We start from the raw sequence: 17,613 nt of genomic DNA on the forward strand, positions 1-17,613 counted from the left end.
CCCTATGACTGCCTCAATCCCGGCCTGATGGACTATATGGCCACCTGGACCGCCAAGAAGTCGGGCGCCCTGGCGGCCTGACAATTGCGAAATTTCATGCGAAGGGGGCCGGCCTATGTCGGCCCTTTCGTACATTTGGAGATAAGGTTGCCTGCCCCCATCATTTACGTCGACGCGGATGCCTGTCCGGTCAAGGCCGAGGTCGAGAAAGTCGCGGAGCGTCATGGCGTCGTCGTCACTTATGTGTCCAATGGCGGCCTGCGGCCGTCGCGCGATCCGATGATCCGCAACGTCGTCGTCTCCAAGGGCGCGGATGCGGCGGACGACTGGATCGCCGAGAACGCCAGGGCCAACGATGTCGTGATAACGGCCGACATTCCGCTTGCCGCGCGCACGGTGGCGCTACGCGCCCATGTGCTAGGCCCCACCGGCCGCCCCTTCACCCCGGAAACCATCGGCATGGCAGTGGCGATGCGCGACCTCAAGCAGCATCTGCGCGAAACCGGCGAGAGCCGGGGCTTCAACGCCTCCTTCACCCAGAAGGACCGCTCGCAGTTTCTCGGCGAGCTCGACCGCATCTTGCGGCGGGCTTTGAAATCCGTCACACCGGACTGATCCAACGTCTTCAGGGGCCTCGGGCCATGGGTGAGGATCTCAAGACGCCGATGCATCGGCACATGCAGTTCGCCCTGGCCGCGGCCATCGGCATCGTCGCGCTGCTGCTTGCCTTGTTGCTGCGCGCGCCGCTGCCCTACTCGATCGGCGCCAATGTGTTCTTCGTCAGCTATATCGCCCTGGTGCTGGCCTTGATGCCGAGCCTTACCGGCCGCTATCTCAGCAAGAACGCACGCGCGACCGACCTGCCGGTACTGCTGATCTTTGCCGTCACGCTCTTTGTCGTCGGCGCCGCCATCGTCTCGCTGTTCCTGCTCATCAACCAGAAGGATGCCGCGCATCCCCTGCAGCTCGCCTTCGCTATGCTGTCGATCCCGCTCGGCTGGTTCGCCATCCACGCCATGGCGTCGCTGCACTATGCGCATGTCTATTGGAAGGATGGCGACGAGATCGACGAGAAAACCCAGAAGAAGATGCCGGTCGGCGGCCTCGATTTTCCGGGCGGCAAAAGACCGGAAGGCTGGGACTTCCTCTATTTCGCGACGGTCATCGGCATGACGGCGCAGACTGCGGACACGGCCGTCACCACCTCGCAGATGCGGCTGGTCGTGCTCGTCCATTCGGTCCTGACCTTTTTCTTCAACACGGTGATCGTTGCCGCGGCGGTCAATCTCGCGGTCAGCCTGGGCGCTCCGTAATAAATCCGTGATCGCATGAAACATTGCCTTGTGCGGCGACGTATTGAGGGGGAGACAATGACCTGAGAAGCCGCCCGCACAGGGCGGCCGGAGGCAAGATGGACACTGTTGCCAACAGCCAATCCACCCCCAAGGCGGACGGCAAGGACACGACCCTCATCTACCGACAGTCGCGCTGGACGCGGTTGACCCACTGGATTTGGGCTTTTTCGCTGTTCTTCATGCTGCTTTCGGGCCTGCAGATCTTCAACGCGCGGCCGCAGCTCTATGTCGGCAAGCAGTCCGGCTTCGAGTTCAACAACACCATCCTCCAGATCGGCGCCGAAAACACCGCGAACGGTCCGCGCGGCTTCACCGAAATCTTCGGCCATCGCTTCGACACCACCGGCATGCTTGGCTGGTCCGGGCCGCCGGGACAGGAGACGCCGCGCGCCTTTCCGGCCTGGGCGACGATCCCCTCCTATTATGATCTCGGCACCGCCCGCGTCGTGCATTTCTTCTTCGCCTGGATCCTGTCCACGACGCTGCTCGTTTGGCTGATCGCCAGCCTGATCAACGGCCATATCCGCCGCGATCTCGCCCCTCGCGTGTCTGACCTGCGCAAGCTGCCGCGCGACATCGTCGATCATGCGAAGCTGAGGTTCCATCACACGCGCGAATACAACACGCTGCAGAAAATGGCCTATGGCGGCGTGCTCTTCGTGCTTTTGCCACTAATGATCGTCACCGGCCTCGCCATGTCGCCGAGCATGAATTCGGTGTTGCCCTGGCTGAATGAGATACTCGGCGGCAGGCAGACGGCGCGCACCATCCATTTCACCGTCATGGTGCTGCTCGTCCTCTTCTTCCTTATCCACATCCTGATGATCCTGGCCGCAGGCCCGATCAACGAGCTGCGCTCGATCATCACCGGCTGGTACCGCACCGACCCGCCTGCGAAGCACGCTGAGCCGACCGAGAGGAGCGCCTGACATGGCAAAATTCCAGATCAGCCGCCGCAACTTCCTCACTTCCGCCAGCCTCGGCTTGTCCGGCATCGCGCTGTCGGGTTGCGATGTGTTCGACAGTGGTCTCGGCATCGGCGGCGGCCTGCGCAGCTTCCTCGAAAACGCCAACGGCCTGACCTGGCGCGCGCAGCGCCTGCTTGCCGGCCGTGACGCGCTGGCGCCGGAATTCACCGAGGCCGATATCCGCCAGCCGCAGCGGCCAAATGGCGTCACGGCGCCCGATGACGACACCTACAAGGGCCTGCTCTCCAACAATTTCGCCGACTGGCGCCTGGAGGTTTCAGGCCTCGTAGAGAAGCCGCTTTCGCTGACCCGCGAGCAGCTTCAGAACATGCCGAGCCGCACCCAGATCACCCGCCACGACTGCGTCGAAGGCTGGAGCTGCATCGCCAAATGGACCGGCACGCCGCTGTCGCTGGTGCTGGACCAGGCAGTGGTCAAGCCGCAGGCCCGCTACGTCATGTTCCACTGCCTCGACACGATCGAGCAGAGCCTGTCGGGCGACATCAAATACTACGGCACCATCGACCTGATCGACGCCCGCCACCAGCAGACGATTCTGGCCTATGGCCTGAACGGCAAGCCGCTGCCTGTCGAGAACGGCGCTCCTCTTCGGGTTCGCGTCGAGCGCCAGCTCGGCTACAAGATGCCCAAATACATCTACAAGATCGAGTTGGTCGACAGTTTTGCCAATGTCGGCGGCGGCCGCGGCGGCTACTGGGAGGACAATGGCTACGACTGGTACGGCGGGATTTGATGGTCCCTCGCCTGCAGGCCGAGCACGATCTTGCGGCAGCCGGGCTCGACGCCATCGAGGAGCGTCTCGACAACGACAACCGGCGGCTGACCGGTCGTGGCGACGACCGTGCCCTCGTCTTTGCGCTGCGGGATGAGCAAGGGCGCGCCGTCGGGGTCGCGGCCGGCTATTCCTGGGCCGGCATTGCCGAGCTCACGCTGATGTGGGTCGATGAGGCCTATCGGGGCCTCGGCCACGGCAGGAAGCTGCTCGATGCCTTCGTCGCGGAGGCTGCCGCGCGCGGCTCGCTGCGGATATGGGTTTCGACCCACGACTTCCAGGCGCCGGGCTTGTACGAAAAGGCCGGCTTCGAGCGCATGGCCGAATTGACCGGGTGGCCCGAAGGCCATTCCAACATCATCCTTTGCAAGACGATGGCTTCCCGATAGGCAGCGGCCGGACGGGTCTGGTGTTCAGCATGCGACGCAATTATTCGTCCGAATCGTCCGAACTATCGAAAGTGGTCTGACCGGGCTCGGGTGGCGCGTCCTGCGCGTCCGGATTGTCCACCATGCAGCCGACGCCGTGGCATCCCTGATAGTTGCCGTGGGTATCGAAATTGGGATTGCCGTCTCTGTCGAATTGCGGCGTCGGGTCGATCCATCGATCGTCGCGGCGCGGCTTCGGCCTCGGATAGTAATTGTCCGAACGGCGGCCGTGCCTGTCATTGTTGTCGAGGATGGCGCCGACGATGCCGCCGACGATGATGGCCGCCGCCGCATCGCCCGGAGACGGCCTGCGGCCGGAGCCGGCGACCAGGAATTGCGCCGAGCAGCCCTTGTCCACCCAGATGCCGCCGCCGTCATAGCCCCAGCTCGTGCCGAACTGGCAACGCGACTTCGACAGTCGGTTGGTCAATTGCACGCCACCGCGCGTGTCCACCCCGCAATGGGAGTAGCGGTAGTTGGAACTCGAGCAGACCAGGCGCATCGGGCCTGCGGCCTGCGCGGCATCGGGCAGCAGCGACAGTTGCGCTGGATTCCCCAGGAAGCCGGCCAGCAACACAATCGAACCGGTAACCGCCATCCGCGCCGACATCGCAAGTCTCCAATTGGGTTCGCTATCGACAGAATGGCACCTCTGTGTAAGTCTTACAACCAGACAGGCTGCAGCGAGGATATATTCATGCGCGCTAACAAAATGATCGCGGCGATCATACTTGTTCTCTCTGCATGGCTGGCGTTATTGCCGGCTCGCGCGGACGACAGCCTGAAGCGCGTCATCGACCAGAAGACACTGACGGTCGGAGTGGCGCTCAACCCGCCATGGATCCTCAAGAACGCGGACGGCAAATTCGCGGGCTACGATGTCGACCTGACCAGCGCCCTGGCGTCCGATCTCGGCGTCGACCTGAAGCTGGTCGAGGTGCCGTGGAACGACCTGAAGGCACGTCTGCTCAAGGGCGACTTCGATCTGATCGCCGCAGGCTATGCCAGCACGCCGGAGCGCGCCCGCGAAGTTGTGTTCTCCAATCCGACCGGCACCGCCGACATCCGCGTGGTGGCCTCGATCGCCAGCCTTGGCAAAAGGCCTGGAAGGGTGCTGACGGCGCCCGGATATAAGATCGCCGTGCTGTCCAATTCCACGGACGAGGCGGCCGCCAGGGAAGCCTTTCCGAAGGCTAACATCCTGTCCTTCGACAACACCGCCGATGTCTTTGCCGCGATCATCGGCGGCGACGCGCAGGCGATGGTCGCCACCTCGCCAACGCCGCAGATGGCGGCGAGGCTCTACGATGCCAAATTCAGACTTGTCGGCGGCCCGCTTCTGCGCACGCCGGAAGCCTTCGCTATGCGCCCCGACGACATCCGCCTCATCCAGTACGTCAACAACTGGATCGGCGCGCGCGCCGCCGACGGCACCATCGCCGGTGTCCGCCGCTACTGGTTCGGCGGCTTCAAATGGCTGTCGCGCTTCGATACCTCAGCCAAGCCGGACCAAGCCAAAACGGACCAGGCCAAGCCGGAACAGACCAAACCGAAGCAGTAAGGTCAGGCTACTTTCTCAAGCAGCGGCTTCAGCGCCGGATGGATTTCCGGCGAAGCATGCCTGATCAGCGTCAGCAGCGCGCGCTCGTTGTCGCGCAGCGGCCGCTGGCCGCCGCCGACGCGCTCGGCCAGCCATTCGGCCTCGCTCGCGTCGATCGTCTCGGCGCGGCGGGCAAGCGCTTCGGTGGCCCGGTTCCGGGCTTCCCATTCCGCCTCGATGTCGCCGGGCGAATGGTAGGCTTCGAGGATCGCGGCGAACCCGCCCGAGACCATCCGGCTGAAGAAACCGCCAAGCGTCGGGCCTGCCTCGTCGAGGAAGGTCTCGTGGCGCAGCGCCACTTCCCGCGTCGGTGGCTCGTAGCCGGTCGAGCACATGACATAGTTGGCGATCGCCTTGACGAAGAGGTCGTTCCAGGACGGATCGTTTTCGGCGGCCGCGATCCGGTCGTTGATCCTGAACAGGACCTCCGCCTCGGCCTTGCTGACGGCGATGTTGCCGTCGCCGCCATAGGCATAGAGGATGCGCCGCAACAGATCGACCTCGGCCTTGGCGACATGGCCGGGAATCAGGCTGCCGCCACGCATCAGCGGCCCCTTGCCGTCGATCACCGCATGCGCGACCTGTTCCAGCGCATAGGCCGAGAGCTGGCCGGGCGAGGATCTCGCTTCCTCCAGCACATGCACCAGCAGCTCCAGCTCGGTGCGGCTGTCGACCATGCCGTCGCGCGAGATCGCGCGGACCAGCCAGTCGGCATTCTCTTCGGAGATGTAGCCTTCCGGTTTTTCCTGGTGGACGATGTAGTCGGTCACCGCCTCGACGAAGAACGGCGCCCATTCGCCGCATTTGTCGCGCGCCGTCTGGTCGAGCGCGAACAGCGCCTCCGCCTCGCCGCGACTCACCACGCCGTCGGCGAAGACCTCGCGCCGCAGCATCGTCACGTCTTCGGCCATGATCTTGTTCTTCGAGGTCAGCCCCGCCACCGGAGCGCTCATGATCAATTCGCCCATTTGCCGTCCCTGCCCGTCGCCCGCTGCCGGCGAACTCAGTGCATTACCCCACCGAGCTTTATCAGCATTGTCTTGAGAAACCGGCAAACGGCGTGGTTAGCGAAGCCTTGCCGGTTTGGGCGCTTGAGATGCGTCGAGATTCAGGTCAGGCCGAGCCGAAAGTGGTGGCTTGCGAGAACCGGAGCGGAGCGTACTAAAGTACGTGAGCACCGGAAGCGCAGGAAGCCGCTACTTGCAGGCCGGCCTCACCTGAATATCGGCGCATCTTAAATGTCGCTGGGAGGTGACAACGTGTCGCCGACGGGCTATGGATGGCGCGTCGGGGGCTCAGGCGACTGAGTCCTACCTGTTTGTGGGAGAGAGCAGCGCAAGCTGTCGCCGAAGGGGAAATCGCCCGAAATCTCTCAGGCAAAAGAACCGTAGACGGGAAAGACAACTCTGGAAAGTCGGGGCTAGCCCCGCGCCGAAGGTGTAAGCGCTGCCGACAGAGTTACGGGGCGCGAGTCTCTCAGGCTTCAGACAGAGGGGCACGAATTAGGCCGCCGCCGGCGGTCGATTGCGTGCGACTCTGGAGAAGACATGACAGGCGACGACACCAGACATCTACCCCTTGAGGATTTGCATCAGGTCGCAGGCGCGCGTTTCGGCGCCTTTGCCGGCTGGTCGATGCCGCTTACCTACCCGCCCGGCGTGATGAAGGAGCATCTTCACTCACGCGACCATGCCGGCCTGTTCGACATCTCGCATATGAAGCTGTTCGAGGTCGCCGGTCCGGGAGCCATCGCATTGTTGAACCGCGCCTGCCCGCTCGATACCGGCGCGTTGCAAATCTCGCAGTCCAAATACACTTTCTTCCTCAACGAGGCGGCAGGCATCATCGACGACCTGATCGTGACGCGCCTGGGCGATGACCGGTTCATGGTGGTGGCCAACGCCGGCAACGCCGTCGAGGACGAGAAGCATCTGCGCGACCTCTCCGCCGATTTCGATGCCAAGGTCGAGCCGCTTGACCGCGTGTTCCTGGCGATCCAAGGACCGGACGCCTGGGCAGCCCTTGCGCGGGCCGGCATCGAAACCGGCTCGCTGCTCTTCATGCACGGGGTCGAGCCCAGGCAAAACTGGTTCATGAGCCGTTCCGGCTACACCGGTGAGGACGGTTTCGAGATCGGCCTGCCGGAGAGGGATGCCCGCGATCTCGTCGCCAGACTCCTGGAAGACGAGCGCGTGCAGTGGATCGGCCTTGCCGCCCGCGACAGCCTGCGCCTCGAGGCCGGGCTTTGCCTGCACGGCCAAGACCTGACGCCGGAAATCGACCCGGCAAGCGCGGGATTGATGTGGGCAATTCCCAAGGATATCCGGGCCTCGGGTCATTTCATCGGCGCCGACGCGCTGCGCTCGATCATCGAGCGCGGGCCGTCGCAGAAGCGCGTCGGCCTGAAGGCTGACGGGCGCCAGCCGGTGCGCGCGGGCGCGGCGTTGATCGATGCCGACGGCAATCCGGCCGGTCATGTCACTTCGGGCGGCTTCGGCCCCTCAGCGGGCCACCCGGTCGCCATGGGCTATGTCAACACCGCGCTTGCCAAGCCCGGCACGAAACTCTTCGCCGATGTCCGCGGGGCGAAAATCCCGGTGGACGTCGCGTCCCTGCCCTTCACCACACATCGCTACCGCAAAGGATAAGACCCAATGGCAAAGACCTATTTCACCGAAGACCATGAATGGCTGCGCGTAGAGGGTGGCGTCGCCACCGTCGGCATCACCGACTATGCGCAGGAACAGCTCGGCGATCTCGTTTTCGTCGAGCTGCCTGAAATCGGCCGCAAGCTTGCCAAGGGCGACACCGCCGTGGTCGTCGAATCCGTCAAGGCGGCATCGGACGTCTACGCGCCGGTCGACGGCGAGATCACCGAGGCCAACGCCTCGCTGTCGGCCGATCCCTCGCTGGTCAACTCGGCCGCGACCGGCGACGGCTGGCTCTGGAAGATGAAGCTCGCCAATGAAAACCAGCTCGACAGCCTCATGGATGAAGCCGCCTACAAAGCCCATATCGGCTGATATCAGGACATAAAGACATGACCGCAGCGCTTACTCCCTTCTCGGCCCGCCATATCGGCCCGGGCGTCAACGATGTCAGAGCCATGCTTGCCGTGCTCGGCGTTCCGTCCGTCGAAACGCTGATCAGCCAGGCCGTGCCGAGATCGATCCGACTCGACCAGCCGCTCAACCTGCCCGCTCCAGCCAGCGAAGCTGAAGCGCTGGCCGAACTGTCTGCGATCATGGCGAAGAACACGGTGCTGAAAAGCTTCATCGGCGCCGGCTATCATGGCGTCTTCGTGCCGCCCGTCGTCCAGCGCAACCTGTTCGAGAACCCGGCCTGGTACACGGCCTACACGCCTTACCAGGCCGAGATCAGCCAGGGCCGGCTGGAAATGCTGTTCAACTTCCAGACATTGGTGACGGAACTGACCGGCCTGCCGGTGGCGTCCGCCTCGCTGCTCGATGAAGCCACCGCCGTCGCCGAAGCCGTCGGCATCGCGCTGCGCCACCACCGCGACAAGCGCAGCAAGGTGGCGCTTGCCGGCACGCCGCATCCGCAGACGCTGGACGTCGTGCGCACACGCGCCGAACCGCTCGGCATCGAGGTCGACGGCGAGACGATCGACGACAACACCGCCGCCCTGCTCGTCTCCTGGCCGGACACGTTCGGCGTCTACGGCGACCACAAGGCGGCGATCGAGAAGGCCCGCGCCGCCGGCGCGCTGGTCGTCTTCATCGCCGACCCGCTGGCGCTCACGCTGACGGACGCGCCGGCCAAGCTCGGCGCCGACATCGCCGTCGGCCCGATGCAGCGCTTCGGCGTGCCGATGGGCTTCGGCGGCCCGCACGCCGCCTATTGCGCCGTTTCCGACAAGCTGACCCGCCTGATGCCCGGCCGCCTGGTCGGCCAGTCGACGGACACCATGGGCCGCCCGGGCTACCGGTTGGCGCTGCAGACGCGCGAGCAGCATATCCGCCGCGACAAGGCCACCTCCAACATCTGCACCGCGCAGGCGCTGTTGGCCAATATGGCGACGGCCTATGCGATCTGGCACGGTCCTACCGGCCTGCAGGCGATTGCCGGGCTGATCCACGCGTTGGCCGGCCGCCTCGCCTCGGGTCTCAAGGCTGCAGGCGTTGCTGTGCTTGGTACAAGCCGCTTCGACACGGTGACCGCAGAAGTGAAGGGCAAGGCCGCGGCAATAGCCGCTGCCGCCGAGAAGACCGGCCGGTTGTTGCGCGTCATCGATGCCGACCATGTCAGTGTCGCCTTCGACGAGACCTCCACGGAAGCCGATCTCGAGGCGATCGCCGCCCTGTTCGGGGCCAAGCCCGGCACGGCGGAAGGCGGCTCCATGCCCGGCAAGCCGCGCGGCAAGGAATTCCTCACCCAGCCGGTCTTCAACGACAACCATTCCGAAACCGAGATGATGCGCTTCCTGCGCAGGCTGGCCGACAAGGACCTGGCGCTTGACCGCACCATGATCCCGCTCGGATCCTGCACCATGAAGCTCAACGCCGCCGCAGAGATGATGCCGGTGAGCTGGCCGAGCGTCGCCAATCTGCATCCCTTCGCGCCGGCCGGCCATTCGGCGGGTTATCGCAAGATGGCCGGCGATCTGGAGGCCTGGCTGTCGGAAATCACCGGTTTCGACGCCGTCAGCCTGCAGCCCAATGCCGGCAGCCAGGGCGAATACGCCGGCCTGCTCGCCATCCGCGCCTATCACCGCGCGCGCGGTGAAGGCCACCGCACCGTTTGCCTGATCCCGTCCTCCGCGCACGGCACCAATCCGGCGAGCGCCGCGATGGCCGGCATGAATGTCGTCGTCGTGCGTTGCCTGGACGACGGCAATATCGACATGGACGATCTGCGCGCCAAGGCCAACGAGCATTCCAAGAACCTCGCGGCGCTGATGTTCACCTACCCTTCGACGCATGGCGTCTACGAGGAAGGCGCGCGTCATCTATGCGCGCTGATCCACGAGCATGGCGGCCAGGTCTATTTCGACGGCGCCAACCTCAACGCGCTGGTCGGCCTCGCCCGCCCCGGCGACATCGGCGCCGACGTCTGCCACATGAACCTGCACAAGACCTTCTGCATCCCGCATGGCGGCGGCGGCCCGGGCGTCGGCCCGATCGGCGTCAGGGCGCATCTGAAACCCTATTTGCCGGGCCATGTCACCGAAGGCTCGGCGCATGCCGTTGCCGCCGCGCCCTTCGGCAGTGCGTCGATCCTGCCGATCACGTGGATGTACATCCGCATGATGGGCGGCTCCGGCCTGAAGCAGGCGACCGAGACGGCGATCGTTTCCGCCAATTACGTGGCCACGCGGCTCGCGCCGCACTACCCGCTGCTCTACAAGGGCAGGAGCGATCGCATCGCGCATGAATGCATCCTCGACACGCGCGTGCTCAAGGAAAGCGCCGGCATCAGCGTCGACGACATCGCCAAGCGCCTGATCGACTACGGCTTCCATGCGCCGACCATGTCGTTCCCGGTTGCCGGCACGCTGATGGTCGAGCCGACCGAGTCCGAGCCCAAGCGTGAGCTCGATCGCTTCTGCGGGGCGATGATCGCCATCGCCGGCGAGGCGACGAAAGTGGCGAAGGGCGAGTGGCCGTCCAACGACAACCCGCTGGTCAACGCCCCGCACACCGCGGCCGAAGCGCTTGCCGGCGAGTGGAAGCATCCCTACTCGCGGTTGGAGGCGGCCTATCCGGCGGGCGACGCGGACCTTTCGGCGAAATACTGGCCGCCGGTCTCGCGCATCGACAATGTCGCCGGCGACCGCAACCTGGTCTGCTCGTGCCCGCCGCTGTCGGAATATCTCGGCGCCGCTGAGTAGCAGCCCAGGTTTTGCTCAGGCGGTTTTCAGGGCCGGCCCCACATCGGGCTGGCCCACTTCGACCTGAGCGATGACGCGGTTGCGTCCTGCACGCTTGGCCGCATAAAGCGCGGCGTCCGCTTGCGCCAGCACCTCGTCGAGGGGGCGGCCGGCGGTCGAGCCGAATCCCATGCCGCCGCTGACGCTGCTGCGCAGCGGGCCGCGATGGGTCGCAACGATCTCGGTGCCGAAAGCGACGCCGATCCGGCTGGCCATGTCATGCGCCTTTTCCGGCGTCACGCGCGCCATGACGAGCGCGAATTCCTCGCCGCCCAGCCGGAATGCGTCGACCCCTGCCCTGCCGTATTTCTTGATCACCGCCGCGAAGCGGCAAAGCACCTGGTCGCCGACGGGATGACCGAAGACGTCGTTGGTCATCTTGAAATGGTCGAGATCGAACATCGCGATCGCCATGAACGGACCGAAGCTGCGATCGCCGTAAAGCTCGGTGAGCGCCCTGCGGTTCATCAGGCCGGTCAGCGGATCGGTCATCGTCTCGGCCTTGAGCTCGATCTGCGCCTGCAAGTGGTGCAGCGAAAGCGTCAGCGCGCCGAGGCCGGTCATGCAGGCGACCGCGACGACGGAGTTCAGCCGTTCCGCCCAATTGTCGGGCGCGGCGCCGAGGACCCATTGCCCTTGCGCCAGCAACGTCAGGCCGCACAGCGCGAAGGACAGACCGCAGGCGCCGCTGAGGAACGAAACGACGAGCAGAATCCGCCGGTCGTGATCCCCCTTCATCCAGAACATCGCACCGATCGCCGCGAGCAGCACCGTCACGACCGCATAGGTGATCTGGAAGCCGATGCCGTCGAAGCCGAGATAGGTGACCAGAGCGCAGGCCGCCATCGCGGCCAGCGCCGGCACGACGGCGCGGCGGTAGTCGCGAAAGCCGAGATACTGCATGGCCGACAGGCAGATGATCAGGAAACCCAGGGTCAACAGCGCCAGCACGACCTGGCACAGCCAGGGATCGGCATCCTTGGCATAGCGCCAGAACGCGACGACATGGACGACGAGCACCAGGGTGCCGCAGGCGACCGTGAGCACGAAGCGCGCCCGCGGCGTGGTGAGCCAGATTGCAAACATGGTAATGCTGAGGCATGTGCCCGACAGCGCCGCCGCGAGCAGGAGCGAACTGAAATCCAACATCCGTGAAGAACTGCCTCTAGCGTCTAGTCGGTGCCCGTCCCCTCAATGTAGGCTGGCTGCGGCTGGCGCAAACCGTTTTCGGACGATGCCCAACGCTACCTCGACACAGGGTTTACAAAGCGTCGACATGTGAGGCGAAATCCCGTGACGATACACGGGAAACGAGAACCCGCAGACGGATCAGCCCCTGTCGAGCAGCGCCAGATTGGCGTTGACCACCGTCTGGTCAGCCATGCCGGCCTTGGCTTCGAGCAGCAGCGCGCGCGCCTTCTTCTTGTTGCCGCGCAGAAGCTGCGAATAACCCATGTTGTTGACGATCTGGGGCTTGCGCCCGGCGACCTTCAACAGCTGCATATAGGCGCGATCGGCGAAGTCGAAGCGGCCAAGCTCGTCATAGGATGCGGCAAGCCCCATCCAGGCCTCGGCATTGTCGGACTTGAGCTCGACCGCCTTGCGGAAATGCTGTTCGGCAAGGCCAAAATTCGCCTCGCGGAACTGCGCCTTGCCTTCAACGAGGTCGTTGGCGCTGACATCCTTGGCCACCGGCTGGATCGCCGTGGTCTTGGTCGTGTCGACATTGTTGTTCGTCGTGCAGCCGGTAATCATCAAGACGGCCGCCAACGCCGCCGCTGCCCTGGGAAGTCTCTGACGCATGCCCCTGCCCCATCGCCCGATTTGCCGGGTCGTTCTTCAGGAAAAACCATACAGAAGAGCGATTAAGCTTCGGTGCCGAAATGCAGCTAAATTTTGGTTGTCCGCAGAGGATGCGTTAACCACGGCTGCCAGGATTCAGGTCAGGCCCGAGCCGAAAGTGGCGGGTTCCGAGAACCGGCCTTCGCCGGCCTCACCTGAATCCTCAGTGCGCGGTCAGCTTCACGATGATCGGTATGATGGCGATCATCAGCACCACCGGCAGGATGCAAACCGTCACCGGGACCGACATCTTGGCCGGCAGGGCATGCGCCTTCTCCTCGGCCAGCGACATGCGCTTGTGCCGCATTTCGTCGGAAAAGACGCGCAGCGAGCCCGACAGGCTGGTGCCGAGTTCCTTGGATTGCTGCAGCAGCGTCGCGAAGGAGCGAACCTCATCGAGGCTGAGGCGGTCGGCAAGCGCCTTCAGCGCGTCGTCGAGGCTGCGCCCGGCCCGCAACTCCAGCGACACCAGGATCAGGTTCTGGCTGAGCGACGGATAGGTCCTGGCAAGCTCCCTGGAGACCCGCTCGATGCCGGCCTCCATGCTCATGCCGGCATCGGAACAGACAATCATCAAATCCATGAAATCGGGAAAGCCGTTGCGGTATTCGCGCATCTTTTCCCGAATTTTCTGCGTCAGCACCAGGCCCGGCAGGAAATAGCCGCCGGCACCGGACAGGATGATGAAGGTCCAGCGGCTGGTCATGGTCGACTCGGCGCTTGCCGCCCAGTGGTTGATCAGGAATGATCCGAGCGCTGCGCCGACCAGCGCGGCGAAACGGATGAGGAAGAACATGCCGACGGCGCGCGGCTCCATGTAGCCGGCTTGGATCAGCTTCAGGCGCAGCCGCGCGACATTTTCCGGATCGCTCTTGGCGTAGAACTCCTGCGCCCGCTTCACCGCCTTCTCGCGCACGGCATTGGTGCTTTTCTTGGGCGCGGGTTCCGCCTGCTCGGCCGGCTGCAGTATCTCCACCTTCAGCCGGCGCTTGACCTCGCCGCGATCGCCCTTAGCGAGCACCAGCGGCCAGGCGACGGCGCCGCCGCCCAGCACAAGGAGCAGCACGGCGACCGGCACCAGCGAGGTCGGCGCGAGCGAGGCGAGGAAGCGGATGACGTCTTCCATCTCAGAACCTGAAATTCGACATCTTGAACATGATGGCGTTGCCGAGCAGCAGCCAGATGATGGAGCCGCCCATCATGTACCAGGTCTTCGGCACGTCCCAGACATCCTGGTAGAATTGCGGCATCAGCACCATGATGGCGGTGAACAGAAGCGCGGGGATCGCAGTCAGGATGTAAGCCGACATGCGCCCTTCCGTCGAAATGGCGCGCACCTTGCGGCGCAGCTTGCCGCGGTCGCGGATCGTCACCGACAGGCCGTCGAGGATCTCGCGCAGATTGCCGCCCGAACTGCTCTGGATCGAGACCGCCGTGACGAACAGCGGCAGGTCCTCATGCCCCACCCGGTCGAAAAGGTTGTTCAGCGCCGAGACCAGGTCGGAGCCATAGGTCACCTCGTCGGCGACGACGCCGAACTCGGTGCCGATCGGATCGGCCATTTCGCGCGACACCATGGCGATCGCCACCGGCACCGGATGGCCGGCCTTCAGGCCGCGCGTGATCAGCTCCAGCGCCTCGGGCAGTTGCATGCCGAACCGCTTGTGCCGGCGCTTGCGCAGGAAGCGCATGGCCACTACCGGCAGCACCGGCAACAGCAAGACAAACAGGATGAGGCCGAACAGGAGTGGCAGGCCCTTCCAGATGCCGACAAGCGCCAGCGCCGCGGCCACGCCCGAGGTGATCGTCAGGAACTTCGGCAGCGGCGTGGTCATGCCGGACTGCGTGCGCAGGGCGCGGAAGCGGTCGAGGGAAAAGATGGAGCCGCCGCCGTCGATCCCGCGTTCCTTGCGCAGCTGGATCAGCACCTGCTCCTGGCTGATCTTGTTCTCCGCGAGCTTCATGCGGCGGTTGATGGCCTTGCGCTTGTCGCTGCGCCCGGCATAGAGCAAATAAAGGCCCTCGGCGATCATGATACCGGTGAGCGCCGCCGCGGCGTAGACGACGTAGACAGGGCTGAATCCCTCAAACACCGGCCTAGTCCTGCGGCCGGCCGGGTTCGAAATACTTGCCCGGGAATTCGATGCCCATGTTGCGCAGATCCTCGAGGAAGCGTGGCCGGATACCGGTCGCTTCGAAGTGGCCCAGGATCTTTCCGTCCGCCTCCATGCCGGTGCGCACGAAGCGGAAGATCTCCTGCATCTGGATGACGTCGCCTTCCATGCCGGTCACTTCGGCGACGCTGGTCACCTTGCGCTTACCGTCGGACAGGCGCGTCAGCTGGACGATGATGTCGATGGCGCTGGAGATCTGGCTGCGGATCGACTGCACGGTCATCGGCATGCCGGTCATGCCGAGCATCTGCTCCAGACGCGAGATGGCGTCGCGCGGCGTGTTGGCATGGATGGTTGCCATCGAGCCTTCATGACCGGTGTTCATCGCCTGCAGCATGTCGAAGGCTTCCTCGCCGCGGCACTCGCCGAGGATGACGCGGTCGGGGCGCATGCGCAGCGCGTTCTTGACCAGGTCTCGCTGCTTCAATTCGCCGTGGCCCTCGATATTGGCCGGGCGCGTTTCCATGCGCGCGACATGCGGCTGCTGCAATTGCAGCTCGGCCGCGTCCTCGATGGTGATCAGGCGCTCGTCTTCCGGAATGAAGGCCGACAAGGCGTTGAGCATCGTCGTCTTGCCCGTGCCGGTGCCGCCGGAGATGATCGTGGTCTTGCGGGCATGCACCGCCGCCGCCAGCACCTCGGCCATGTTCTGGGTGATGGCGCCGAATTCGACCAGCTTGTGCAGGCCGAGCTTGTTCTTGGAGAACTTGCGGATCGACACCAGCGGCCCGTCGACGCCGACGGGACGGATCGCCGCGTTGAAGCGCGAGCCGTCGAGCATGCGGGCGTCGACCATCGGCTGCGATTCATCGACGCGGCGGCCGACCGCCGCGACGATTTTATTAATGATTCGAAGCAGATGTGCCTCATCCTTGAACGGGATGTTGACCTGCTGCAGCTTGCCGCGCTTTTCGACGAAGCAGTTCTGGTGGCCATTGATCAGGATATCGTTGATCTCGGGGTCCTTGAGCAGCGGCTCCAGCGGGCCTAGGCCGACCATCTCGTCGACGATGTCGTCGACCAGGGCGTCGAGCTCGGCGTTGTTGATCGCCATCCGCTCATTGCGCGTCTTTTCCGAGACGAAATCATGCACCTGCCGGCGCATTTCATCCCGGGGCAGCCGCTCCAGCGCCACCAGATTGATCTCCTCGAGCAGCATGCGATGGATACGCACACGCGCATCGAGCACCTTGTTGGCGCTCTTTGCAGGCGCTGCTTCAGGCTTCGGCGGCGCCGGCTTGCGGGTCGTCGGGATGATCACTGCATTGTGTGTGACCGGCGCGGGTTCGGGCGCCCGCTGCGGACGAACGTCGCGGCTCTGCAGGTTGGAAAAGCGGCTGTTCATCCTGCCTTCCTCTTCAGCAAGCCCTTGCCCAGGCCAAACAGCGACTTCGACTTGGCCATCGTCTGGACGGCCTCCTCCGGCAGGATGATCTTCTTCAGGTCGTTGACGACATTGGCGTTGGGGTCGATGGCGTGCAGCGGCACGCCGCGGTCGACCGCCTCGCGCACCAGCCGGTAATTGTTGGAGATGCCGCCGACGAAATGCTCGCCGAGAATCTCCTGGACGTCGGCCTGCTTGATACCGCTGTCGAACATCTTCTGCTCGAAGCGGTTAACGATGACGTTGGGCTTCACTTCCTTGCCGGCGGTCTCATAGACGGCCTGGATGAGACGCTGCGTATGGCGCAGGCAGGGCACCGTCATCTCGGCGACGATATAGAGCTTGTTCGAGCCGAGCAGCACCGTCTCGGTCCAGGGGAACCATGTGCGCGGCAAGTCGATGACGACATTGTCGAAATAGGCCGCCACGAGGTCGAGCATGCGCACCACGACATCGGTCTTGAACGAGCGCATGTCCGACGGGCGCGTGGGAGCGGCAAGCACGCACAGCCCGCTCGCATGCTTGGACAGCATCACGTCAAGCAATTGCCGGTCGAGGCGCTCCGGCTGGTTCTCGATTTCCGTGATGTCGAAGCGCGGTTCGAGATCGAGATATTCGGCGCAGGCGCCCTGCTGGAAATTGAGGTCGACGACGCATGTCGAGGCGCCGCGCGTCACCGAATGATGCAGTTGGAACGCCGTCTGCAAGGCGAGTGTGGTGGTGCCGACGCCGCCGGCGGCCGGCATGAACGTGTAGATGTGCGATTCGGTGTTCTCTTCCCGCCCCGGCCCTTGCAGCGCACGGATGACGGAACGCACCAGGTCGGCCGTGGTGATCGGCTTGACCAGAAAATCGGCGACCTTGAGCTGCACCAGGATACGCACCGCCGCCGCGTTGAATTCCTGGGTCACGACGACCACCGGAACGCTGCCTTCCAGCCGTCGCATGACGCGCTGCAGCGACTCGATTTCCTCGAGCTTGGCTGCATCCATGTCGACGATGACCGTGCCGAAGGCCGCCTCGAGGATCTCGCCGCGCAGCTCGTTGACGCTCTTTTCCAGCGTCAAAAGCTCGATGACCTCGGAGGCCGCGAAAGCCGTCCGCGTGTCTTGCAAGAACGTCGTGTCCGTCGAAACGAGCAGGATCTTCTTGGTCTTGCTACCAGATGCCATCGTCGTC

17 protein-coding genes, 1 pseudogene and 1 riboswitch are annotated in these 17,613 nt (G+C 64.4%); of the genes and pseudogenes, 10 read left to right on the forward strand and 8 right to left on the reverse strand.

What is annotated here, in order from left to right; genetic code table 11:
- From FJ956_RS15830 to FJ956_RS15855, 6 genes and pseudogenes are all read left to right on the forward strand, one after another.
- Positions 1-81: pseudogene (locus FJ956_RS15830) on the forward strand (aldehyde-activating protein); the annotation flags it as partial.
- Between the two features lie 66 nt (positions 82-147).
- A complete protein-coding gene (locus FJ956_RS15835; protein WP_140683759.1) occupies positions 148-615 on the forward strand; it encodes a YaiI/YqxD family protein in 468 nt (155 codons plus the stop codon).
- Positions 616-641: 26 nt separating this feature from the next.
- Positions 642-1,313, forward strand: coding sequence for a DUF1345 domain-containing protein (locus tag FJ956_RS15840; protein WP_140683757.1), 672 nt, complete (start codon positions 642-644; stop codon positions 1,311-1,313).
- Between the two features lie 98 nt (positions 1,314-1,411).
- A complete protein-coding gene (locus FJ956_RS15845) occupies positions 1,412-2,284 on the forward strand; it encodes a cytochrome b/b6 domain-containing protein (protein WP_140683755.1) in 873 nt (290 codons plus the stop codon).
- Position 2,285: 1 nt separating this feature from the next.
- Positions 2,286-3,077 (forward strand): molybdopterin-binding protein, encoded by a 792-nt coding sequence (locus FJ956_RS15850; protein WP_140683753.1) that lies wholly within the window; start codon positions 2,286-2,288, stop codon positions 3,075-3,077.
- A complete protein-coding gene (locus FJ956_RS15855) occupies positions 3,077-3,505 on the forward strand; it encodes a GNAT family N-acetyltransferase (protein WP_140683751.1) in 429 nt (142 codons plus the stop codon). The genes FJ956_RS15850 and FJ956_RS15855 overlap by 1 nt, the downstream gene beginning before the upstream one ends.
- A 40-nt stretch (positions 3,506-3,545) precedes the next feature.
- Here the strand turns inward: FJ956_RS15855 and FJ956_RS30715 are convergent, their stop codons facing one another.
- A complete protein-coding gene (locus FJ956_RS30715; RefSeq protein WP_210241606.1) occupies positions 3,546-4,154 on the reverse strand; it encodes a DUF3011 domain-containing protein in 609 nt (202 codons plus the stop codon).
- 87 nt (positions 4,155-4,241) lie between these two features.
- On the opposite strand from FJ956_RS30715, the gene FJ956_RS15865 reads away from it, so the two are divergent.
- Positions 4,242-5,105: a transporter substrate-binding domain-containing protein gene (locus tag FJ956_RS15865; protein ID WP_181170370.1), complete on the forward strand. Its 864-nt coding sequence runs from the start codon at positions 4,242-4,244 to the stop codon at positions 5,103-5,105.
- Positions 5,106-5,107: 2 nt separating this feature from the next.
- On the opposite strand, the gene FJ956_RS15870 is transcribed toward FJ956_RS15865, so the two are convergent.
- Positions 5,108-6,112 (reverse strand): hypothetical protein, encoded by a 1,005-nt coding sequence (locus tag FJ956_RS15870; protein ID WP_140683747.1) that lies wholly within the window; start codon positions 6,110-6,112, stop codon positions 5,108-5,110.
- A 343-nt stretch (positions 6,113-6,455) separates the two neighbouring features.
- Positions 6,456-6,542: riboswitch (glycine riboswitch) on the forward strand.
- 149 nt (positions 6,543-6,691) lie between these two features.
- Between FJ956_RS15870 and gcvT the strand changes: the two genes are divergently transcribed.
- The 3 genes from gcvT to gcvP are packed head-to-tail and all read left to right on the forward strand — an operon-like array spanning position 6,692 to position 10,995.
- Positions 6,692-7,792, forward strand: a complete 1,101-nt coding sequence (gene gcvT, locus FJ956_RS15875) for a glycine cleavage system aminomethyltransferase GcvT (RefSeq protein WP_140683744.1) — start codon at positions 6,692-6,694, stop codon at positions 7,790-7,792.
- A 6-nt stretch (positions 7,793-7,798) separates the two neighbouring features.
- Positions 7,799-8,167 carry a glycine cleavage system protein GcvH gene (gcvH, locus tag FJ956_RS15880; protein ID WP_140683742.1) on the forward strand — a complete coding sequence of 123 codons (369 nt, stop codon included), beginning with the start codon at positions 7,799-7,801 and terminating at the stop codon, positions 8,165-8,167.
- Between the two features lie 17 nt (positions 8,168-8,184).
- On the forward strand, positions 8,185-10,995 hold the full coding sequence (gcvP, locus tag FJ956_RS15885; protein WP_140683739.1) for an aminomethyl-transferring glycine dehydrogenase: 2,811 nt from the start codon (positions 8,185-8,187) through the stop codon (positions 10,993-10,995).
- 15 nt (positions 10,996-11,010) lie between these two features.
- Here gcvP and FJ956_RS15890 read toward each other — a convergent pair whose 3' ends face one another.
- The 6 genes from FJ956_RS15890 to FJ956_RS15915 all read right to left on the reverse strand — a co-directional run bounded on the left by FJ956_RS15890 (position 11,011) and on the right by FJ956_RS15915 (position 17,606).
- The gene (locus FJ956_RS15890; protein ID WP_140683737.1) at positions 11,011-12,183 is read right to left on the reverse strand and encodes a GGDEF domain-containing protein; all 1,173 of its coding nucleotides are present in this window, start codon (positions 12,181-12,183) and stop codon (positions 11,011-11,013) included.
- A gap of 180 nt (positions 12,184-12,363) precedes the next feature.
- Positions 12,364-12,837 carry a hypothetical protein gene (locus FJ956_RS15895; protein ID WP_140683735.1) on the reverse strand — a complete coding sequence of 158 codons (474 nt, stop codon included), beginning with the start codon at positions 12,835-12,837 and terminating at the stop codon, positions 12,364-12,366.
- Positions 12,838-13,039: 202 nt separating this feature from the next.
- Positions 13,040-14,002, reverse strand: a complete 963-nt coding sequence (locus FJ956_RS15900; RefSeq protein ID WP_140683733.1) for a type II secretion system F family protein — start codon at positions 14,000-14,002, stop codon at positions 13,040-13,042.
- A gap of 1 nt (position 14,003) precedes the next feature.
- On the reverse strand, positions 14,004-14,969 hold the full coding sequence (locus FJ956_RS15905) for a type II secretion system F family protein (RefSeq protein WP_140683730.1): 966 nt from the start codon (positions 14,967-14,969) through the stop codon (positions 14,004-14,006).
- A gap of 4 nt (positions 14,970-14,973) precedes the next feature.
- Positions 14,974-16,395, reverse strand: a complete 1,422-nt coding sequence (locus FJ956_RS15910) for a CpaF family protein (RefSeq protein WP_140683728.1) — start codon at positions 16,393-16,395, stop codon at positions 14,974-14,976.
- Positions 16,392-17,606, reverse strand: a complete 1,215-nt coding sequence (locus FJ956_RS15915) for a response regulator (protein ID WP_140683726.1) — start codon at positions 17,604-17,606, stop codon at positions 16,392-16,394. The genes FJ956_RS15910 and FJ956_RS15915 overlap by 4 nt, the downstream gene beginning before the upstream one ends.
- Positions 17,607-17,613 lie beyond the last annotated feature (7 nt).

The organism is Mesorhizobium sp. B2-4-3, from assembly GCF_006442815.1.
Lineage (GTDB): Bacteria > Pseudomonadota > Alphaproteobacteria > Rhizobiales > Rhizobiaceae > Mesorhizobium.

Excerpts from the sequence above, each read along its gene's own strand:
- FJ956_RS15915 (WP_140683726.1), bottom strand. The coding sequence starts at position 17,606 with ATGGCATCTGGTAGCAAGACCAAGAAGATCCTGCTCGTTTCGACGGAC.
- FJ956_RS15895 (WP_140683735.1), bottom strand. The coding sequence starts at position 12,837 with ATGCGTCAGAGACTTCCCAGGGCAGCGGCGGCGTTGGCGGCCGTCTTG.
- FJ956_RS15850 (WP_140683753.1), top strand. The coding sequence starts at position 2,286 with ATGGCAAAATTCCAGATCAGCCGCCGCAACTTCCTCACTTCCGCCAGC.
- FJ956_RS15870 (WP_140683747.1), bottom strand. The coding sequence starts at position 6,112 with ATGGGCGAATTGATCATGAGCGCTCCGGTGGCGGGGCTGACCTCGAAG.
- FJ956_RS30715 (WP_210241606.1), bottom strand. The coding sequence starts at position 4,154 with ATGTCGGCGCGGATGGCGGTTACCGGTTCGATTGTGTTGCTGGCCGGC.
- gcvT (WP_140683744.1), top strand. The coding sequence starts at position 6,692 with ATGACAGGCGACGACACCAGACATCTACCCCTTGAGGATTTGCATCAG.
- FJ956_RS15855 (WP_140683751.1), top strand. The coding sequence starts at position 3,077 with ATGGTCCCTCGCCTGCAGGCCGAGCACGATCTTGCGGCAGCCGGGCTC.
- FJ956_RS15865 (WP_181170370.1), top strand. The coding sequence starts at position 4,242 with ATGCGCGCTAACAAAATGATCGCGGCGATCATACTTGTTCTCTCTGCA.
- FJ956_RS15840 (WP_140683757.1), top strand. The coding sequence starts at position 642 with ATGGGTGAGGATCTCAAGACGCCGATGCATCGGCACATGCAGTTCGCC.
- FJ956_RS15900 (WP_140683733.1), bottom strand. The coding sequence starts at position 14,002 with ATGGAAGACGTCATCCGCTTCCTCGCCTCGCTCGCGCCGACCTCGCTG.
- gcvP (WP_140683739.1), top strand. The coding sequence starts at position 8,185 with ATGACCGCAGCGCTTACTCCCTTCTCGGCCCGCCATATCGGCCCGGGC.
- gcvH (WP_140683742.1), top strand. The coding sequence starts at position 7,799 with ATGGCAAAGACCTATTTCACCGAAGACCATGAATGGCTGCGCGTAGAG.
- FJ956_RS15910 (WP_140683728.1), bottom strand. The coding sequence starts at position 16,395 with ATGAACAGCCGCTTTTCCAACCTGCAGAGCCGCGACGTTCGTCCGCAG.
- FJ956_RS15890 (WP_140683737.1), bottom strand. The coding sequence starts at position 12,183 with ATGTTGGATTTCAGTTCGCTCCTGCTCGCGGCGGCGCTGTCGGGCACA.
- FJ956_RS15845 (WP_140683755.1), top strand. The coding sequence starts at position 1,412 with ATGGACACTGTTGCCAACAGCCAATCCACCCCCAAGGCGGACGGCAAG.